Below are 21,289 nucleotides of genomic sequence, written 5' to 3'. Positions count from 1 at the left end.
ATCTCTTACAAAGGATTTTTAGATAAAAAGCGTCACTGATCAGCACAGTGAATGAATAGCATAAGTATAGAACACTTAACATTGTATTTAGTAAGCCGCATCATTAATCAATTGGCTTTTATTTTAGCGTTAGAGGATAGGTAATCATGGCGAAGAAAAGAGGGTTGGCTGCTAATCGGGGCTTAGATGCCTTATTAGGGTCAATCAAAAAAGAAAAGCAAATTACCGCCTCTGCCTTGCAAGACGACATGGTGGCGCGTGAAAATGCTGCGCCAGATATTAATGTGCCTGTAGATACTGTGTCTACGGATATAGCGCCTGATATCACTCCGACAAAAGTCAGTAAAAAATCATCTGCGAAGACTACTGATAACGATGCTGCTAGTGAGAATAGCACTCGCGCGCCACGTTCACCTCGTGCTACTAGCAAGGCGTCGCTCAACAAATCGCGTGGCAATAGTGCAGATACGAGCGCAACCGAAGACCAGATTAGCCTTGTGCAGATTGATGTCACACGCTTGCAAGCAGGTAAGTACCAGCCTCGTCGTGATATGAGTGAGACAGCACTTGCAGAATTGGCGTCTTCTATCGAGCAGCATGGCGTGATGCAGCCTATCGTTATCCGTCCACTGTTGGCAAATGAGGATAAGAGTGAAGCATTTGTCACTCACGAAATTATCGCTGGTGAACGCCGCTGGCGCGCTGCAAAAATGGCAGGAAAAGCGGTCATCCCCGCGATTGAGCGCGCCTTATCTGATGAGTTGGCAATTGCATTAGCACTGATTGAAAACATCCAGCGTGAAGACTTATCAGTGATTGAGCAGGCAGCAGCATTGCAGCGTTTTCATACCGAATTTGGTATGAGTCATGCCATGATCGCTGAAGTCGTTGGCAAGGCGCGTACAACAGTATCGAATCTACTTCGTTTAAATCAGCTGCATGATACAGTAAAAGACCATTTGGCCAACAGTGCGCTAGATATGGGTCATGCTCGTACACTTTTAGCATTGTCCTCTGAACAGCAACCTATCATCGCGCAAAAGATTATCGATGGTGGTATGACCGTGCGAGAAGCTGAAAAATTGGTCAAATCAATCTTGCAGCCAGCACCCAAGATAAACCGTGCTGAACAAGCACAATCTCGTGATGCAGAGCGTTTGACCCAAAGATTGACAGACATGCTTGGTGCTGAAGTCAAACTCAAACATAAAAAAGATGGTCAAGGTAGTGTTGAGATATTTTTCCACAATCAAGACCAATTAGCTGCGTTGATCAAACATATAGAAGCTCAGGCTTAATAACGTTTGCGAGTTAGCTGTATCTATCCAAACGCTAAATCGCCTCTGTAATAATTATTTTGTAGTGATCGTTTTTGCAAAAATACGGAAGAGAGTGAGTATGTGGGAATTGGTAAAAGCAGGTGGCTGGCTAATGACACCTATCGTTGTTTGCTCTGTATTGGCTTTGGTTATTATCATTGAGCGTAGTCATACGCTGCAGTTTAACAAAGTCGCTCCTAGCAGGTTACGCGAACAGCTAATAACTCGTTTACGTGAAAATGGCGATATTGGCCGCACACAATTGATGAATGTAAAAGAAAAGACGGCGCTTGGCGATATCTTGGCAACGGGGTTGCTATATCGTCAGTATGGGCTAGAGTCGATGACGATGCACATGCAAAATCGTGCCAGCGTCCAAGTTCATCAGTTGGAAAAAAACATCAATATGTTAGGCACTATCGGTGCGATAGCGCCGTTACTTGGTCTATTAGGTACGGTACTAGGAATCATCTCTTCATTCTTAACGATTACCGATGGCGCAATGCAAGATCCGACGATGCTAGCCGCTGGTGTATCACAGGCACTAATAACTACCGCTGCAGGTATGATTGTTGCTATCCCTGCGCTGGTTGCTTATCGTTATTTTCAGCGCCGTATCATTGATATTAATGCTCAGTTTGAGACTCAAGCAGGGCTTATGATTCAAGAGCTGTATGATTATCATTTGCTTGCTAGTGCGCAGTCATCTACAGCTTCTAGCCGTCTGTCAATAGAAGATAGTATTGTGCAAGAACGTTCATTCGGTGGGTTGGATTCGGATAAGACCAGCATAGCGGCAGTGTAGTCAATGCGGTTTTAAAGAATAGAAATCTTGAGCCTATACATGGTAGCTGAATTAAAGAGATTGATATGCGTTTTAGAAAACCAACGGTTGAACCACTTGAAATTAATCTAACACCGATGATTGATTGTTTACTGTTTTTGATTGTGTTTTTATTACTTGCTACCTCATTCAATCATTTTAGTCGTTTAAATATTATCCTTCCTGAAGCGGAAGGTGTCGCACTGACAGAACAAAACAACAGTATCGAAGTAGCTGTGCAAGAAGATGGTAGCTATTTGGTCAACGGCATTACACTTGCTAGTAGCAATGAGGCAGAACTGACCAGTATGTTGCAGCAAGAGGCGGGCAGCAATCGCGATATGCTATTTGTCATTGCCGCGGATGCCAATGCGACCCATCAGTCTGTGGTACGAGTGATGGATATCGCTGGAAAGCTCGGATTTTTGAACTTAAACATCAGTACAGTGGTGCCACTTGGCCAAACGCTGCCGCAGTAACATAGACAGCCTTACCATCATAAAACTGTGTGACACACAGCCCATCCATACCACGATACCCAAATTGAGGCTTTTATGAGCCAAGCTTATTCACCTGACTCTAAAAAATCTTCTGCTAAAAACGCATCGGCAGTATCGCCCGTTATCCCTAAGAGCAAGACGTTATTACGCTTGTTAAGGTATTTAAAGCCTTACTGGTGGGCATTGCTATTGACAGCTTTAGGTTTTGCGATTAATGCAGGGACAGAGATTTGGACTGCCAAGCTCTTGCAATATATTACTGATGCTATCAATCAGAATGATCGAAGCAAACAAGCCTTATTTCCGCTATTGATTATATTGCTATTCTTTGTGCGCGGGGTTGGTAGTTTTTTGGGTAACTATTACTCTGCATTGGTCTCACGCAACTTAGTCTATGAGCTACGCGTAGAAGTTTTTAATAAGTTACTGCGCTTGCCTAGTTCGTTTTATTTGGCCAATCCAGCCGGTACGATTTCATCGAAATTGATATTTGATGTTGAACAGGTCACGGCCGCCAGTACAGACTCAATGAAGACTTTGCTGCGTGATGGTTTGACCGTCGTCGCGTTGATTGGTTTTTTGTTCTATAGCAATTGGCGTCTAACGCTTATTCTATTTGTGGTACTGCCACCAATACTATGGCTGGTGCGCATTGCATCAAAGCGCTATCTACGACTCTCAAAAGGTATCCAAGAGACGATGGGTAATGTCAGTCACATTACTAATGAAGTCATCGGCGGCTATCAAGTGGTCAAAAATTACGGTGGTCAATCATACGAATCAGCACGTTTTGATAAGACATCGAAGAAAAATCTACGCCAAGGTATGAAGGTGGTTGTTACCAATAGTATTAATACGCCAGCCGTACAGCTGTTGATGGCGGTTGCGATGGCCGTTGTCGTCTGGCTTGCGTTGCGACCTGCAGTAATAGATGATATTTCAGCAGGTGAGTTCATCTCCTACATTGCAGCAGCAGGTTTATTAAGTAAGCCAGTACGTTCGCTGACTGATATTAATCAGAAGCTGCAAAAAGGTCTGGCTGCTGGTGAGTCGATTTTTGCACTACTTGATGAGCCAGAAGAAGAAGACACAGGCACAATCAGTAAGGCGCTATCAGGGCAAATGTCGTTAGACAATATCAGCTTGGTTTATCCAGATTCGACGGTGGCTCTACGTGACTTTACCTTGAATATTAAAGCAGGCGAGACAGTTGCACTAGTAGGGCGAAGTGGCGCGGGCAAGTCCTCACTAGTCAATTTATTAACACGTACTCTAGAGACGTCTTCAGGGCAGATCACATTGGATGGTATGCCAATCGAAGACATTAAGTTAGAGAGTTTGCGTGCCCAGATTGCAATGGTGAACCAGCAGGTAGTATTGTTTAATACCACCGTATTTAATAATATTGCTTACGGCAGCCTAGCTGACAAGACTCAAGCTGAGGTTGAACAAGCCGCAAAAGATGCCTTCGCTCATGACTTTATTATAAAAATGCCAAATGGCTATCAGAGCGAAATTGGTGCCGAAGGGTTGCAACTATCAGGCGGTCAACGTCAGCGATTATCGATTGCTCGTGCGCTATTAAAGGATGCGCCGATTCTAATTTTAGATGAAGCCACCAGTGCGCTTGATAATGAGTCTGAATATTATATCCAGCAAGCGCTCGATAATGTGATGAAAGACCGCACCACGTTGGTCATTGCCCATCGATTGACAACTATTGAGTCAGCGGATCGTATTGCTGTGATGGATGGCGGTCAGATTGTTGAATTAGGAACGCATAATGAGCTAATGCAGCTGCAAGGCCACTATGCGCAAATGTATGCTCGAGATTTCGAGTAGCCAGTTTAGAAATTTTTAGCCAATTTTCACGCAGCCATGAACCAATAAGATAAGCGACATTGATGAATGAGTATTGAGACGACAATCACCCGTGCATGGCAAGGTCAAGCTGTTTGGTTGTGGTTGTTGCTGCCTGTCAGTTGGTTATACGGTTTCATCACTTTGCTGCGCCGTCAAGCTTATAAGGCCGGCCTGTTATCAAGCTATCGAGCACCTATTCCCGTGATGATCATTGGTAATATCAGTGTGGGCGGTAGTGGTAAGACGCCGCTGATTATTGCTCTGGTCAACTACTTACAAAAAAAAGGCATAAAAGTAGGGGTAATCAGTCGCGGGTATGGCGGTGATACGAGTCAAATGCCTGCATTAGTTAGTGCTACCAGTTTGCCCCATGTAGTAGGGGATGAGCCGTGTTTGATTGCTCATATGACAGGCGCTGCTATGGCAGTGTGTCCCAATCGTCAGCAAGCGATTGCCACTCTATTAAAGGCAGAGCCTAATTTGCAATTGATTATTGCAGACGATGGTTTGCAGCATTATGCACTACAGCGCGATATCGAATGGATTGTGGTAGATGCCGCTCGTGGGTTTGGCAATAAGCAGCTATTACCAACAGGTTTTTTGCGTGAGCCGATGTCACGATTAGAAGGTGCAAATGTTATCTATCATGAAAAGCCAAGTACAGATTCAACTCAGACTTCTAGAAGTGGTAATAAGATACAGTCTACTGACCGTTTGACCATGCATCTGCAAGCTGATGAGTTGCAACGTCTATGGAATCATACATCGAGCACAGCTCAACTCAATAGTGTGAAGCCTACTAATAATAGCCGCGTCCATGCTGTTAGTGGTATCGGCTATCCGCAGCGGTTTTTTGATACCTTGGAATCTATTGGCTTTGAGGTCATAGGGCATCCTTACCCTGACCATTATGATTTTAGTTTGGCTGAGCTTTTACAATATGGTGATTATCCTATCATCGTAACCAGTAAAGATGCGGTAAAAATCAGCGTATTATTGGCGGAATATGCAGCGACACAAGCCTTAAGTGATGAGTATGTAGATCTTGTCAGTAGACTATGGGTGTTACCAGTAACGGCTGTATTATCAGAGAATAGTTATCATAATCTAGATGCGCAACTAAAGGCACTAGGCATTTGTATCGACCATGATATGAACACGTCAGCCTCATTATAAATATCAGTTAATATTTTAAATCGCCGTATAATTTTTATAGGAATACGCCATGTCGTTCGCCACCACACCTGCCAAAACCCATATCGTGATTCCTGCACGTTTTAAAAGTACGAGACTACCTGGTAAGCCATTGCTAACTATTCATGGTAAGCCAATGATACTTTGGGTAGCAGAAAAAGCGCAGACAGCAAGTTTTGCTGATGACATGTGTATAGCGACTGATGATGAGCAAATCGCAAAAGTATGCACCGATGCAGGCTTTGATGTGGTTATGACCAGTAGCGAGCATGCTTCAGGGACGGATCGCTTGGCAGAAGTAGCGTCTATCAAAGGCTGGGCTGATCACGATATTGTGGTGAATATGCAAGGCGATGAGCCCCTTGTACCGCCATTGCTTTTGGAGCAAGTACAGGCGCTTTTGGTAGCGGATGAGGATAGCGTGATGGCCACACTCTGTGAGCCTATCGATGACTATGATACGTTCCAAAAACCATCGGTAGTAAAAGTGGTCAGCCAATCTGCTAATAACTTACAGCGTGCGCTCTATTTTAGCCGCGCACCGATTCCTTGTGATCGTGATGTTGTATTAGCTGATAATAACCAGATGCAACCACCAAAGAACGCCTATCGTCATTTGGGTTTATACGCTTATCGTGTCAGTCTATTACAGCAGTTCGTAAACTGGCCACAAACGCCACTTGAGATACTCGAAAGCTTAGAGCAATTACGTGTTTTAGAAAATGGTCAGCATATCGCAATCGCAGAAGCCGCCTATCAGTTACCAGCGGGTGTCGATACACAAGAGGATCTAGACCGTCTAAACGCGATGAGCTTAGATAGCTTTCATAACTCTCATAAGTAATAGTCTGAGCAAAGTTGCGTGTGATTCTAAGCTTCATACAACGCTAAAGTATCGTTGTCGTGGCTATACCTAAAGTACCTAATCAATGTGACAGAGCCATAACCATGAATAATTTGACAGGAAATATGGACGCACTAGATAACACAGACCGTATGTATTTTGCGCCACTACTGCCATGGCAAAAAGTACTGTGGTTACAGTTGACCGAGCGCGTACTTAAGCAGCAGTCTTTGCCGCATGCATTGCTCGCTGCTGGTATGCAAGGTATGGGCAAACGCGCCTTTATATGGCGATTGGTCGCTTGGCTATTATGCCGTGAGCGTGGCGCACACCCACTAGGTGCTTGTGAAGTGTGTGAGAGCTGTCAGTGGCTCAAATCGGGAACTCATCCGAGCTTGCAAGTATTACCACTCGTTAGCATGCCTATCAGTGCCGAGAGCGATGCGCTTCAAGAAAAATTAAGTAGTACAAAAGATAAAAAAGGCGCTAAAACTACTAGCAATAGTGCTCTTAAGATCAAAGTAGATGATATTCGTGCTTTGCAGCCTTTTATTTATCAAGGCGGGCAGGGGATGCGTATCTGCGTGTTAGATCACGCTGAAAAAATGACGGTGGCCGCTGCTAATGCGCTGCTTAAAACATTGGAAGAGCCGCAAGCGCAGGTGCATCTGTTTTTGATTAGTGATACGCCTGCTCAGCTATTGCCAACGATTAAGAGTCGTGTGCAACAGTTAGCATTACAGACAATTGAGCAGACTGTTGCTGTCGATTATGTGACGCAGGCACTAGGTCACACGATTAACCGCGAAGCCGTTGGTAACGCTGCGATTGAGCAGTTGATACAACTAGCCAATGGTGCGCCTTTATCTGCTATAGCTTTGGCGCAAGCACCATGGTATAGCAAACGCAGCCTATGGCTGACCACATGGCAGGCATTACGTAGCGGTAAACGTAGTGGCGTGGCGGCAAGTGATTATTGGCAAGGTCAGCTTAATATTAAAGAATTTATACAGCTGTCTGAGCTGATGCTCCTTGATATACGCCGTGTCTGTTTGGGCCTTGTTGAACTACAAAAGGATGTCAATCTATCAACGATATTGGCGACTTATCAGCCTACTGATAGCGGGTTAGAGGCATTTGCCAACAGCGTACAGCAGACCAAAATTGCACTGCAACAAAATGTGCAAGAAAAATTTGCCTATGATAAGCTAATGCAAGAGTTGGCAGGCTTATAGAGCCATGCTTGAGCATTTAATTAGTGCTCGAAAATTCGCAATTGTTCTTAACTATATACTATCGATTATTTATATAAATATATTAAACCCAGTTGATGAAGGAAGCTGACTATGGCAATGCCAGGACGTGGCGGGATTTTAACCTGTCATTATGAAAGTATCGAAATGTTATATGCCAGCTATTTGTCATTTGTCAGTAATGGCGCTTTGTTTGTACCGTCTGACAAACCTCAGCAATTGGGTGATGAAGTGTTTATTGCCATTACGCTACCCAACTCTAGTGAACGCCTACCAATGAATGGTAAGGTGGTTTGGATTAACTCTAAGAGTCAAGGCAGTCGCCCTGCAGGGTTTGCTGTGCAAATTGGTAGTGATGTCTCTGGTCAAAGAATTAAGAATGAAGTTGAGCGCCTACTAGCGGGAAAAATCGATAGCTTGCAATCGACTTATACTATGTAGTATCTATTGATAACTAGATAGTATCTAGAAATCACATTTGTATCTTTAATAAGTTTGGCTGTGGTTTTGAACTGATTAATATAAAGAAAGCAGCCTTATTAATTAGTAAGGCTGCTTTTTTAGATCAAGTTTCTTTAGATTTTTATAGTAGTAGGCGATAGTCGCTTAATAACGAGGGGGTACATACATATCATCGGGAATAGGTTCGCGGTAATATTCATCATCGCGTTTGCGATTGGGTAACTCAATTTCGTCACGAGGCACTTCTTTGTAAGGGATTTGGTCGAGCAAATGGGCAATACAGTTCAGCCTAGCACGTTTTTTATTATTGCCTTCGACAACCCACCAAGGTGCTTCAGGAATATGAGTGCGCTCAAACATAGTTTCTTTTGCTTTGGTGTAATCTTCCCAGCGTCGACGCGACTGTAGGTCCATTGGTGAGAGTTTCCACTGCTTAAGCGGATCATATATTCGGCTCATAAATCGTGCATGTTGCTCATCATCAGTGATAGAAAACCAGTATTTCACTAAGCGAATGCCTGAGCGTACGAGCATACGCTCAAACTCTGGTACTGATTGAAAAAATTCTTCATATTGCGCGTCAGTACAAAACCCCATAACACGCTCAACGCCTCCGCGGTTGTACCAACTACGGTCAAACAATACGATTTCGCCTGCTGCAGGCAAGTGGGCCACGTAACGTTGGAAGTACCACTGTGTTTGCTCACGCTCAGTGGGAGCCGGCAGGGCAGCTACCCTGCACACGCGTGGGTTTAATCGTTGGGTAATGCGTTTAATGGCACCACCTTTACCAGCAGAATCCCGCCCTTCAAAGATAACGACGATACGCTCACCGCGATCAACGACCCAATCTTGTAGTTTTATCAGTTCTCGCTGTAGTCGTACCAACTCTTGAAAGTAGGTGCGTCGATCCAGTTTTTCTTGCTCGCTCATCTCACGTCCGTTAAAACGAAAGTCACGTGCATAGTCATCTATTTCATTTTCTAGTTCTTCATCATATGTATCGATTAAGTCTTGGTGCATTTTTCGACGTAAATCATCATCAAGAATGTCTTTTTCGATGCGTTCAGTAAGAATGGCTTGTTCCTGATGGTACCGATCTATATCCTCCTCAGTCGTTAGAGATTGAAAATCAGCGGTTGCAAGCGGTTCTGTCATCACCAGTTTTTCAGAGCTAAAAATGACTTGCCTCATTTTTCTTAATAAAATTTTTGTCTTACCCATAAATATTACCTTTGTTTTGCGTATCGGCTTTTTTAAGAGGCTACTATCTAGGTCGTTTCTATCATAGCAAAGTACAGACAATAAAAAATGCCCTTTAAATAAATTAAAGGGCATTTTTTATTAATAGATATGTACTGATTAAAATAATAAGTCAGCGTATCTTTTTCACTTAAAAGTAACCAAGCTTATTTTTCTAGGATACAAGTCACACCTTGACCACCTGCTGCGCAGATAGAGATAAGTGCACGACCCGAACCTTTTTGATCCAATAATTTAGCAGCAGTAGCTAAAATACGACCACCAGTTGCTGCAAATGGATGACCTGCCGCTAGTGATGAACCGTTTACGTTTAATTTGCTGCGATCGATAGAACCTAGCGGGGCATCTAAGCCTAAGCGCTCTTCACAGAATTTCTCATCTTCCCAAGCAGCTAAGGTTGATAGTACTTGTGAAGCAAAAGCTTCATGAATCTCATAAAAGTCAAAGTCTTGTAGAGTCAGACCAGCGCGCTCAAGCATACGTGGTACCGCATAAGCTGGTGCCATTAGTAAGCCTTCTGTAGTACCAGATTTACCAATGAAATCTACCGCTGCGGTTTCTTGATGGACGATATAAGCAAGTGGCTTTAGACCGTGCTCTTTTGCCCACTCATCAGTACCCAATAGCACACAAGAAGCACCGTCAGTAAGCGGCGTAGAGTTGGCAGCTGTCATCGTTGGATTGGCATTTTTTCTACCAAATACTGGCTTTAATTTACCCAGTTTTTCTAATGTAGTATCTGGACGCAAGTTGTTATCACGAGTCAGGCCTTTGTACGGCGTGATCAAGTCATCAAAGAAGCCTTCGTCATAAGCGCGTGCTAGGTTTTGATGGCTGTTAAATGCAAGCTCATCCTGTGCTTCACGACTGATATTCCACTCAAGCGTGGTAATCGCTTGATGATCGCCCATTGATAGACCAGTGCGTGGCTCACCGTTTTGCGGTGAATCGATTAAGTCTTTTGGATTTAGACCCATTAATGCTTTTAGACGTTGCTTGTTGTCTTTTGCTGCACCAAGTTTGATCAGTACTTTACGCAAGCCATCGCCGACAGCAATAGGAGCGTCAGAAGTAGTATCTACACCGCCAGTAATCGCCGAATCAATCAGACCAAGTGCAATCTTGTTAGCAGAAGCAAAGGTCGCTTGTAAGCCAGTACCGCAAGCTTGTGAGATATCATAAGTTGGCGTATGTGGGTTTAGCGCGGTATTCAATGTGGCTTCACGAGTAAGGTTGATATCACGGCTAAGTTTCATGACTGCGCCAGATACCACTTCACCTACGGTTTCGCCTTGCAGGTTATAACGCTCAACCAAGCCGTCCAATGCAGCGGTTAACATGTCTGTGTTGCTAACGTCAGCGTATGATCCATTTGAGCGCGCAAATGGAATACGGTTACCACCTAAGATCGCAACACGGTTTAGGTTTGAAGCTGGTTTGGTTGCGCTGGCTTTTCTAGCTGGAGCAGGTTTTTTGGCAACAGTGGTTTCTACTTTTTCATCGACTGCTTTTTTGCTAGTAGTTTCTTTAGCGCTGGTGTCTTTAGTCGTGGTGTTTTTTGCAGCGGTTTCTTTTTTTGCTGTATCTGATTTTGTATCCGTTGCTTTAACAACTGTACTTTCAACAACAGGGCTATCTGGATGATTGTTTTTATTACTCATAATATTATCCTTAAAAAGTATGGGTAGAAGTAAAAAGTGATAGGTAACAATAAAAAATAGTTAAGTTATTTTATACAGGCAAATATTATCATTTATTACGCAATACAGCTGTTTATCATAAGGCGTTTTTTATTCACTTAATGTATCTCTTTAGCAAACTATGTGACGCTTGTATGAGGTCGGTAGTAGATTCATGACCATGACGCATCGCTCTAATAGACTGGCTAGTAAGAAATATTAGCATTGCATAACAGTACGTTTGATAATATATTGTTATCAATAATTAAGTATGCCATAACCTATAGGTCAGATTTTAACATGTTATAGTGGCGCTTAATGCTGCTAAAAACGACTGGCTTGTATACTGACTTGTTTACAGATTGTTGTAGACATTATCTGTTTTTGGACTTGTTTATAAGGGAAGTGTATAGTTAGGCTAGTTTTGAGGTGATTTACTAAATTTAAATAATTACGATGTCAATGTCTCTATATAATAGATTCATTGCATTTTTTATTATTATACGAATCATTAATTATAAGGATTATATTATGTCAGACCGTTATGGTGATTTTGTTCAATCTTCTATTGGCAAAAAAGTAGCAAAAAACTTAGGTTTGCCAATGCCAACGACGCTTGATCGTTTCGAAAGCGGTGAGCGTTTGGTGCGTGGTAGCGTATTGGTTGGCCGTGCTACTGGTGATGACAAGAGTGTCAGTGAGTCTGTTGCCCGTATCCTGTCAGACGTCCATGCCGAAGTATATGTAAACAGCAGTGATGATATCAAAGACGCACTTGCTGATGCAGGCGTCGAGGCAAAAGCCAACACGGGCGGCGATGATCAATTCAAAGTACTGCTTTTTGATGCCAGTAATATTAGCAATGCTGAACAGCTAAAAGAGCTTTATGAGTTTTTCCATACAGTTGCACGCCGCGTAGAAAAATCAGGCCGTGTGGTTGTGGTTGGTCGTACGCCAGAGAACATCACTGATATTGAATCTGCAATGGCTCAACGCTCGCTTGAGGGTTTTGTGAAGTCAGTGGGTAAAGAGTTTAAGCGCGGTATCACAGCGCAGCTGATTTATGTTGAAGAAGGCGCAGAGCAAAACCTAGATTCAACCTTACGCTTTTTTACCTCAGCTCGTTCAGCTTATGTATCAGGACAAGTAGTACGTGTCAGTAAAGGCAGCTCAGTTGATGTTGACTGGAACCAGCCTTTGGGCGGCAAGACGATGCTAGTGACTGGCGCAAGTCGCGGTATTGGCGAAGCTATCGCTCGTGTATTGGCTCGTGAAGGGGCTCATGTTATCTGTCTAGATGTACCACAGCAGCAAGCTGACCTACAAAAAGTTGCTAGCGAAATCAGCGGCTCTGCTTTGGCAGTAGATATCACTAGTGAAGATGCTGGGGCAGAAATCGCTGACGCTGCCCAAAAACGTGGTGGCCTAGATTCAATCATCCATAATGCTGGCGTGACTCGTGATAAGACGTTGGCTAAGATGGATGAGAAAAAGTGGAACATGGTCATCGATATCAACTTGGGCAGTATCGCTAGATTGAACCGCTACTTGTTGGACAATGACGTACTGAAAGAAAACGCACGTATCGTATGTGTGTCGTCAATTTCAGGTATCGCTGGCAACATGGGTCAGACCAACTATGCCACTTCTAAAGCTGGTGTGATTGGTTTGGTTAACGCAACTGCCAAGCAATTAGAAGACAATGCTAAAGGCATGACGATCAATGCAGTCGCTCCTGGTTTCATCGAAACCCAAATGACAGAAGCCATTCCATTTGCTATTCGTGAAGCTGGTCGCCGCATGAATTCAATGAGCCAAGGCGGCCTGCCAGTAGATGTGGCTGAAACTATTGCATGGTTCGCTTCACCTGCCTCTGGCGGTCTAAATGGCAACACGGTTCGCGTCTGTGGTCAAAGCTTACTTGGTGCGTAATGTTGATTAATTGACAGGTATATGTGAGAAATAAGGTACAGATAGAGACAGTAGTTGTATCATATAAGCTATTATTTCTCGTTTGTATCACATATGCTTACGAAATAATCTTTGATAAAGTGTAATAAAGCTGCCCAAGGGTGGCTTTTTTATGATAAAAACACAAGAACCAATAGCTAAACTATTTTTTGCTGTTAAAAATACTCATGAGGTTGATTAAATTTAATGCTTATTAGATGATTTAATAGTAGGCTTTAGTCAATGACTGCAGATTGTCTTTATATATGTTAAAGAACTTGTTCAAGCCACACTTAGGATGTACTTATGTCAGACAAACATTATGATGCGTTGCCAAAAACGCACACCACTTACGCCAATATTGTCAAAAGCTTATTGCCTATCGGTAATGGTGGCAAGGTTAGTAGAGACCAGTTGCCACAATCTACTTACTATGTAGATGACTTGCATATCGATCAAGAAAACCTAGATGACTATCGCAAAATTTGCGGTTTTGCTGATGATGGCAAAGTGCCAGCGACTTACTTCTCGGTATTGTCACAGACGCTACAAATGAACATGATGGTCAAAGAGCCATTCCCATTTGCCATGTTAGGTCTTGTCCACGTTGATAATAGCGTCACCCAGTATCGCCCGATTGGAGAGCGTGAAACGGTAGCAATGTCGGTCACTTTTGACAATTTGCGCGATCATGCTCAAGGTCAGCAGTTTGACTTTGTCACTATCGTAAAGTCAGAAGATGAAGTCATCTGGGAAGGTACATCGACTTATTTATCACGTAGCAAGAAACCTAGCAGTAAAGATAAGAAGAGCGCGCCGCGTCCGGTCATGGTCAAGCCTGAAGTAAACGAAGAAGGTGTTCATAGCATTTTTGAAGTGCCAGAAGATATCGGTCGTCGTTATGCCTTTGTCTCAGGCGATTTTAACTTGATTCATTTGCATCCGCTATCAGCACGTGCCTTTGGTTTCCCTAAAGCGATTGCGCACGGTATGTGGTCAAAGGCTAAGTGTCTTGCTCTAATGGGTGATTTGCCTGATGCTTATACAATTGACGTCTCATTTAAGCTGCCTATCTTTTTGCCAGCTGAAGTAGAGCTGATTGCTGAGCCAGTAGCCCAGCTTACAAACGTAGATGATACTTGTGAGTTTGGACTGTATAGCTCTAAAAACAATAAACCGCATTTGGCGGGTGTTGTAACCTTAAAGAGCGACAGCAAGTAATATAAACATCATAAAGCTTCTATTTTAACAGCCATATTTAACGTACATATTTATTATTATGACTTCACAAAACATGCCTTCAGAAGAAAACGTGATAGACGTAGATCAAACAGATAGCTCGATAGCAACCGATACGGTCGCTGCTAACGATAGCGGCGCTAACATTCATGTTAGTGCCGATAATGGCGTTGATTTGGCCGATATCTTTGAGCCTTATTTTCGTCCAGATGCAAACACTATCGTGTGCGGTGCATTAGATGACGAAAAAGTTGCGGCTTTAGCGAAAGCAGGTGTCGAGCTGGTCATCAACTTGCAGCCTGATGACGAATTAAGCTTTGATGAGGCATCAGCAGTTGAGCAAGCAGGTATGCACTACGAACAGCTGCCTATCAGCGGTGCTAAAGAGCTAAAGCAGCTTAAGATATTGGCATTTGATAATGTACTACGTCAACATCATGGCAAAAAAGTCGCTATGCACTGTGGGTCGGGCAATAGAGTGGGAGCTGCAATAGCGCTGCGGGCAGGATGGTTGCGTGGACGTAAGATGGATACAGCGATGGAACGTGGTCGCAGTCATGGTTTGACTAAGCTTGAACAAGAAGTTCATAATCGTTTGCTAGTACCGCGTTAACTAGATTTGTGGCGTTGAATATTAGTGCTGTCTTAGACGTTGGTAAACTCTAAAAATAACATCGAAATAAATAATAAAAAAGGCGACCAATAGGTGGCCTTTTTTATTGGCTCACAATTCATTTATACTGGTTCAAATATTTTATATAGTCAAAGAAATACTTGTGCAATCTGTAATCGGCTACCTTGTATGCGTTTTAGACTTCTTTGACTATAGCTTATGTATTACTATCATCTTAAAACTAGAATAATTTATATCACTGGAGCAAGGTAATAATAATGGATCATAATACAGAAAATTCTAATACACCCATAAACGCTGACTTTCAAAAAAGATTACAGCAATTACTGACAGATTTACAGCTTGATGATGCACCTGCTGGCGGGGCTGTGGCCGTGTATCAAGCAGGTCAATGCATTGCGCAAGCCAGTACAGGTATGGCGCGTCCCGATATGTCGTGGCTACCCGATACGTTGGCAATTAACTTTTCTACTGGTAAAGGGGTATTGGCAACGTTGGTTCATGTGCTGGTTTCGCAGCAACTGATCGAATATGACAAACCTATTGCCCATTATTGGCCAGAATTTGCTGCAAACGGCAAAGACCAAATTACGTTGCGACAAATCATGTCACATCAGGCTGATTTGTTTTCGATTCAAAGTATCGAGGTCGATAGCGAGATGGTACTCGATTGGGATACGATGCTGCGCCACATTGCAGCGATGCCCATTACCTCTCCCGAAGATGCTACTAAGTATGACAGCGCTTATAGTGCATTGGTCTACGGTTGGGTATTGGGCGGCGTAATAGAGGCGGTTACGAACTTACCATTCGCTGCAGCACTGCGCCAGTATCTAACGGAGCCTCTGGGTATTGCCGACAGCTGCTATTTTGGTGTGCCAGATAGTAAAGTAGATCAGGTGGCAAAATTGGCCAAAGATTTTGAAGAAACAGAGGATACAAGCTCTCAATTAAAATCGAGACGTCAAAAACCAACCTTAAAAGTAGACTCTCAAGAGACTTTACGTACTTATGCAAGCTTACCTAGTTATCACTGCTGGCAGCAGAAAATGATAAATGATAAGCGTGCAGCTGAGACGCAAAATAGCCTTGATGACAGCTTTGATGAAAATCTAGATAGCTCTGATATTGATAACGCACAACCTGTATTAAATACGGCGCGTATCAATAGCTTATATTTCAATACCAGTCAGCTTAATCTAAAAAACTATAAGTCAGCGCTGATACCTGCTGGCAAACATGCCCTTGATTATCATAACCGCCAGACGCTACAAGCTGTCATTCCAGCGGCAAATGGTGTCGCTTCCGCTAAAGCACTGGCAACGATTTATGCAATGCTTGCTAATGGCGGTATATGGCAAGGGAAAACGCTGATTGATGGTGTTACTTTTGAGCAGTTATCTACTCCGCAGGTTGAGGGTTTAGATGCGGTTATGCCAGCGGCTATGAAATGGCGATTGGGATACCATAGATTATTTAGCTTGTATGCTAACAACGATGATACGGATAAGAAAAAGAGTCCTGCTTTATCAGGATTCGGGCACATGGGATATAACGGATCGGTTGCTTGGTGCGACCCTGAGCGCCAACTGTCATTTGCTTTTATTCATAATTTTGATACCACTATGCTCAATGACGTTCGTCAGTTTGCGCTGACAGAAGCCGTCTTGAGCTGGGTAGAAGAAATACTTTAATAATGCAAACTTCAATCGCGAATTTATTCTATTTCAAATATAAGCAGCATTAATTTTAATGCTGCTTTTTTGGTGTCATTTTAAGCAATCTTGATGCGCTGAGACCATGGATAAAGATAGAAGTCAAAATGACAATCGAACAGACAATCCACAATTTGAGCGCATCTTCATCCGCGAAGAAACCTTGATTGAGCGCATAGGACAGATAATACAAAGTACCGATACCGCGAATACCCAAAGCCGATATTGCGTATTTCTCGGTATGTGGTAAGTTCAATCCTGATAAAGCAATAAATCCACCAATTGGACGTATAAGTAGTAAGAAGGTAAAGCTGACAATATAGACGCGCCATGTCAACTCGACGCCTGCCTGTAACCCTTGACCGAGGAACATGCCAAAGATAACCAGCACTAATGACATCAATAAGCCTTCTGATTGCTCAGCGAAATCATGCAGTTTTTGGTGATAAGTATGCTCACACTCCGAGCGACGAAACGCAAATGCGGCCACGAATACAGCGATGAAGCCATAACTGTGTACATACTCTGCAAGACCATAGGCTAGTAGCGTCAATGCAATAACCACATAACCTTGCGAGATGGTAGTCTCACGGGTATGTTTAGAAAATACGACTTTGGCCAATAATTTACCAACCAATACACCCACCACTACGCCTGCGCCAATCTTCCATAAGACATCATGAGTAAACCACGACCATAGCATCTCGTAAGTAAAGGTTTTGCCTTCACTGAACGCTTCTGCGATCTTAATCGCTAGATACACAAACGGAAAAGCCAGACCATCGTTCAACCCTGCCTCTGACGTTAAGGTAAAGCGCGGTGTGTCTTCTCCTCCTGTATTGGGAGGTCCCACTTGAATGCTCGAAGCCAATACTGGATCAGTAGGTGCTAACACTGCACCCAACAGAATAGCAGCACCAAGGCTTAAACCAAACGCGTAATATCCCAAGACTGCCATCGCAAAAATACCAATAGGCATGGTAATGAGTAGCAGTCTTACTGTTGGTCGCCACAATCGCCAAGACAACTCAGTGTCGATTTTAATACCAGCACCAACCAATGAGACCAATACAACAATCTCAGTCAGTTTTTCGATGAGTAAACCGTTATCAAGTGGGTCTAAAAAGGATAAAGACGTCCACCAGTAGCCCATCATCAGACCGAAGCTGACTTGGAGCATCGGTAATGAGATAGAGGTGCGCTTAAAAATAACAGGAAACAAGGCCCCGAGTAAAAAGGCAATCCCGCAGATTAATAAGAATAAGTTATATTTTTCAATCATAAGGTTTACGCACGTCGTTATGTTTTAAGGATCGATTTTAAGAGGGTAATTTTAGATGTTGATGACTATCAACAGCGATAGTTGATAGTCAGTCACTGATACTCTTTATCATGACGTCAAAATAAAATAATTACCGCAAAAAATAGTTATCAAAACGACAGCTACGTTGTTTTTTGGTGAAAAAAAAGCCTGCATTACGCAGGCTTAATATTTTTATCAGTATGTCTGGAGCATTGATAGCTTACAGACTAGCGCTCCACTTGGCTCACGTCACGTACGGCACCAGTATCAGCACTGGTAGTCATAGCAGCATAAGCACGTAATGCTGGCGAGACATGACGATCACGGTTGACAGGCTTCCATGCATCACGACCACGCGCCTCCATAGCTTCTCGGCGAGCGGCTAAGTCTGCGTCGCTCACTTGCATGTTGATGGTACGATTTGGGATATCGATATGAATACTATCGCCTTCTTCGACCAAACCAATCGCCCCACCTTCAGCAGCTTCTGGGCTGGCATGACCAATTGATAGACCTGATGTACCACCAGAGAAACGACCATCAGTCAGTAGGGCGCATTCTTTACCCAATCCTTTTGACTTGAGATAAGTCGTTGGATAAAGCATTTCTTGCATACCAGGGCCGCCTTTAGGGCCTTCGTAGCGAATGATGACCACATCACCTGCAACGATTTCGTCAGCCAATACCGCAGCAACCGCATCATCTTGTGATTCAAATAGACGCGCGCGACCAGTAAAGGTCAAGATGCTTTCGTCGACGCCTGCAGTTTTGACCACACAGCCGCGCTCAGCGATATTGCCATATAGTACGGCTAAGCCGCCATCTGTAGAGTAGGCGTGTTTGGCACTACGGATACAGCCTGACTCACGGTTGACATCGAGGTTTGACCACTCTTTTGATTGTGAGAATGCTTCCGTGGTACGTACGCCACCAGGTGCTGCAAGGAAGCGTGCGCGAGCTTCATGATTGTCAGGGTTCATGATATCCCACTTATCAATCGCTTCTTTCATCGTTGCGCTATGGATAGTTGGTACATCAGTTTTTAGTAACTCGGCGCGATCAAGCTCAGCGAGTAATGCAAAGACACCGCCAGCACGATGCACGTCTTCCATATGGTATTTTTGTGAGGCAGGGGCTACTTTTGCCAGACAAGGCACACCGCGACTCAAACGGTCAATATCAGCCATCTTAAAGTCGATTTCTGCTTCATTAGCAGCAGCAAGTAAATGCAAGATGGTATTGGTTGAGCCGCCCATGGCAATATCTAAGCTCATGGCATTTTCAAAAGCGGCTTTGGTAGCGATAGAGCGTGGTAGTACAGAGTCATCATCTTGCTCATAACGACGTTTAGCAAGCGACACGATGGTACGACCCGCTTCTAAGAATAGCTCGCGGCGTAATGAATGAGTAGCTAGCAGTGAGCCATTACCTGGTAGTGCTAGGCCTAAAGCTTCGGTCAAGCAGTTCATCGAGTTGGCGGTAAACATACCAGAGCATGAGCCACAAGTAGGGCAGGCTGAAGCTTCGATAGCAGCGACGTCTTCATCACTGATGCTATCATCAGCAGCGTCCATCATCGCATCGACAAGGTCAAGTTTGCGAACAGCACTGCTGTCACTACTATCGGTATTGTGGCTCTTACCAACAGTACTGGCTAAGATTTTGCCCGCTTCCATTGGACCACCTGAGATAAATACCACTGGAATGTTAAGGCGCATGGCGGCCATCAACATACCCGGAGTGATTTTGTCACAGTTAGAAATACAAACTAGCGCATCTGCACAGTGGGCATTTACCATATACTCGACAGAATCAGCGATCAAATCACGGCTTGGTAGCGAGTACAACATACCGCTATGGCCCATCGCAATACCATCATCGACCGCAATGGTATTGAACTCTTTTGCAACGCCGCCTGCTTGCTCAATCTCACGGGCGACCAGTTGTCCAAGGTCTTTTAGATGCACATGGCCGGGTACAAACTGGGTGAAAGAGTTAGCAATCGCAATGATTGGCTTGCCAAAGTCGCCGTCAGTCATGCCGGTTGCACGCCATAATGCGCGCGCGCCTGCCATATTACGACCGCCGGTAGAGGTTTTTGAGCGATAATCCATGTGATATTCCTTACAAATAGGCGGGGTTGTTAAAATGTGCACCCTCAGTTTTAATAGGGATAGTGTGCTTTTTATAGAGAGTGAGTACTAGTGAATAATACTAATTCGTTACCATACCATTAGATATGAATAACTAAAAACAATATGCTAATAATAACGAATTAATAATCACAAGCGATGAGCAAAAAAACAGTTATTCAAAACATCTATTCAATACGTTCTAATATGGCTTTGTCAAACCAAGGAAGATCGGCTTTGTCTGCTTCTAGTTTTACAATGGCTGCAAGCGCATGAGTAGCCAGTAGCTGTTGATAATCGCCACTAGCTTCAATCGTCAGCAATGATTCGGCAGGTAGTGCTTGCGTATTGGGGTTTTGCTCGTCAATACTAATTAATATTTGCTTAGTGTTTTTATACAGGACGTCTACACGACCAAAAAACTGCCAGTCTTTAAAAGCGGCAATAATAGCGTCGGCAGCATCTTTAATATATACCTGCTGCGTCTCTTTACCCGTATTGGTCCAATGTAGGCGTACAGCCAATTGCAATGCCTCACTAAATACCACCAATGAGCCGATAATTTTCACATGCCAAGGGCTGGTCAGCAGCTCCTCGTCAATGCCGATTAATTTGGCAGCTTCATGAGCTGACATGGGTGTATTGAATTGAATTAGTAGCTCAGGAGTAAGCGGGTGCGTTTGTTTGATCGCATCATCTAAACTGTCATAATGATACAAAAAAGGCAATGGCAAATCTTGCGTGACAGTCTTCTTTATAATTTTACAATTGTGTATCTGCCAGCTGATGGCTTTATCAGTCAATGCTTCTGCTAATATGATAGCGTTCGGATCAATGGTTTGAGTACCACTTTCACTCTCAATATCAGAGTGTTCTTCCTGATTATCAAGGGTTGCGGTAGTGTTATCCATATCTGGTTGAGTTGGCAAAGTAGGCAAATCCATAAACATAGCGTTATTAAAATAGAGGATTAATATAACATTTTAAGGGCATGACTCGCCAATAAATTAGTGAGCTAGCATGGTTGGAATATGGCTTGATATTTTTCAAATTCGGTTGTCATACTGACTTGTACTAAAGTTATATTTCGTCCACTATATGACAGATGCTTTTATC

17 protein-coding genes are annotated in these 21,289 nt (G+C 43.4%); 12 read left to right on the top strand and 5 right to left on the bottom strand.

All coding sequences use genetic code 11. From position 1 onward, the window contains the following. Positions 1 to 146: 146 nt before the first annotated feature. The 8 genes from HCZ91_RS01050 (at position 147) to HCZ91_RS01015 (ending at position 8,237) form a co-directional block, all read left to right on the top strand. Positions 147 to 1,298, top strand: coding sequence for a ParB/RepB/Spo0J family partition protein (locus tag HCZ91_RS01050; protein ID WP_179797442.1), 1,152 nt, complete (start codon positions 147 to 149; stop codon positions 1,296 to 1,298). Positions 1,299 to 1,398: 100 nt separating this feature from the next. Beyond that, positions 1,399 to 2,124, top strand: a complete 726-nt coding sequence (locus tag HCZ91_RS01045; protein WP_179797440.1) for a MotA/TolQ/ExbB proton channel family protein — start codon at positions 1,399 to 1,401, stop codon at positions 2,122 to 2,124. 65 nt (positions 2,125 to 2,189) lie between these two features. Next, the gene (locus tag HCZ91_RS01040; RefSeq protein ID WP_057759437.1) at positions 2,190 to 2,621 is read left to right on the top strand and encodes a biopolymer transporter ExbD; all 432 of its coding nucleotides are present in this window, start codon (positions 2,190 to 2,192) and stop codon (positions 2,619 to 2,621) included. Between the two features lie 75 nt (positions 2,622 to 2,696). Further along, positions 2,697 to 4,484 carry a lipid A export permease/ATP-binding protein MsbA gene (gene msbA, locus HCZ91_RS01035; RefSeq protein ID WP_257019927.1) on the top strand — a complete coding sequence of 596 codons (1,788 nt, stop codon included), beginning with the start codon at positions 2,697 to 2,699 and terminating at the stop codon, positions 4,482 to 4,484. 66 nt (positions 4,485 to 4,550) lie between these two features. Next, the gene (lpxK, locus tag HCZ91_RS01030; protein WP_179797438.1) at positions 4,551 to 5,681 is read left to right on the top strand and encodes a tetraacyldisaccharide 4'-kinase; all 1,131 of its coding nucleotides are present in this window, start codon (positions 4,551 to 4,553) and stop codon (positions 5,679 to 5,681) included. A gap of 49 nt (positions 5,682 to 5,730) precedes the next feature. After that, on the top strand, positions 5,731 to 6,543 hold the full coding sequence (kdsB, locus tag HCZ91_RS01025; protein WP_179797436.1) for a 3-deoxy-manno-octulosonate cytidylyltransferase: 813 nt from the start codon (positions 5,731 to 5,733) through the stop codon (positions 6,541 to 6,543). A 104-nt stretch (positions 6,544 to 6,647) separates the two neighbouring features. Then, entirely contained in the window at positions 6,648 to 7,778 is a 1,131-nt protein-coding gene (locus HCZ91_RS01020) for a DNA polymerase III subunit delta' (protein ID WP_179797435.1), read from the top strand. 111 nt (positions 7,779 to 7,889) lie between these two features. Further along, entirely contained in the window at positions 7,890 to 8,237 is a 348-nt protein-coding gene (locus HCZ91_RS01015; protein WP_101205408.1) for a PilZ domain-containing protein, read from the top strand. Positions 8,238 to 8,402: 165 nt separating this feature from the next. On the opposite strand, the gene ppk2 is transcribed toward HCZ91_RS01015, so the two are convergent. Together ppk2 and HCZ91_RS01005 are read right to left on the bottom strand one after the other, a co-directional pair. Next, on the bottom strand, positions 8,403 to 9,482 hold the full coding sequence (ppk2, locus tag HCZ91_RS01010) for a polyphosphate kinase 2 (protein ID WP_257019926.1): 1,080 nt from the start codon (positions 9,480 to 9,482) through the stop codon (positions 8,403 to 8,405). 185 nt (positions 9,483 to 9,667) lie between these two features. Continuing rightward, entirely contained in the window at positions 9,668 to 11,182 is a 1,515-nt protein-coding gene (locus HCZ91_RS01005) for an acetyl-CoA C-acetyltransferase (RefSeq protein WP_179797433.1), read from the bottom strand. Between the two features lie 549 nt (positions 11,183 to 11,731). Here HCZ91_RS01005 and HCZ91_RS01000 point away from each other — a divergent pair. From HCZ91_RS01000 to HCZ91_RS00985, 4 genes are all read left to right on the top strand, one after another. Further along, positions 11,732 to 13,132, top strand: a complete 1,401-nt coding sequence (locus HCZ91_RS01000) for a 3-oxoacyl-ACP reductase (RefSeq protein ID WP_179797431.1) — start codon at positions 11,732 to 11,734, stop codon at positions 13,130 to 13,132. A 324-nt stretch (positions 13,133 to 13,456) separates the two neighbouring features. Continuing rightward, entirely contained in the window at positions 13,457 to 14,371 is a 915-nt protein-coding gene (locus tag HCZ91_RS00995) for a MaoC/PaaZ C-terminal domain-containing protein (RefSeq protein ID WP_179797429.1), read from the top strand. Between the two features lie 58 nt (positions 14,372 to 14,429). After that, a complete protein-coding gene (locus HCZ91_RS00990) occupies positions 14,430 to 15,002 on the top strand; it encodes a sulfur transferase domain-containing protein (RefSeq protein WP_257019925.1) in 573 nt (190 codons plus the stop codon). A 278-nt stretch (positions 15,003 to 15,280) separates the two neighbouring features. Further along, the gene (locus HCZ91_RS00985; RefSeq protein WP_179797427.1) at positions 15,281 to 16,717 is read left to right on the top strand and encodes a serine hydrolase domain-containing protein; all 1,437 of its coding nucleotides are present in this window, start codon (positions 15,281 to 15,283) and stop codon (positions 16,715 to 16,717) included. Between the two features lie 55 nt (positions 16,718 to 16,772). On the opposite strand, the gene HCZ91_RS00980 is transcribed toward HCZ91_RS00985, so the two are convergent. The 3 genes from HCZ91_RS00980 to HCZ91_RS00970 all read right to left on the bottom strand — a co-directional run bounded on the left by HCZ91_RS00980 (position 16,773) and on the right by HCZ91_RS00970 (position 21,117). Next, a complete protein-coding gene (locus tag HCZ91_RS00980) occupies positions 16,773 to 18,020 on the bottom strand; it encodes a cation:proton antiporter (protein ID WP_102090948.1) in 1,248 nt (415 codons plus the stop codon). A gap of 248 nt (positions 18,021 to 18,268) precedes the next feature. Continuing rightward, on the bottom strand, positions 18,269 to 20,155 hold the full coding sequence (gene ilvD / locus HCZ91_RS00975; RefSeq protein WP_179797425.1) for a dihydroxy-acid dehydratase: 1,887 nt from the start codon (positions 20,153 to 20,155) through the stop codon (positions 18,269 to 18,271). Between the two features lie 206 nt (positions 20,156 to 20,361). Further along, the gene (locus HCZ91_RS00970; protein WP_179797424.1) at positions 20,362 to 21,117 is read right to left on the bottom strand and encodes a hypothetical protein; all 756 of its coding nucleotides are present in this window, start codon (positions 21,115 to 21,117) and stop codon (positions 20,362 to 20,364) included. Positions 21,118 to 21,289 lie beyond the last annotated feature (172 nt).

The sequence above is a fragment of the Psychrobacter sp. BI730 genome, from assembly GCF_013414195.1.
Lineage (GTDB): Bacteria > Pseudomonadota > Gammaproteobacteria > Pseudomonadales > Moraxellaceae > Psychrobacter.
This window is presented reverse-complemented; position numbering and strand designations above follow the sequence as displayed.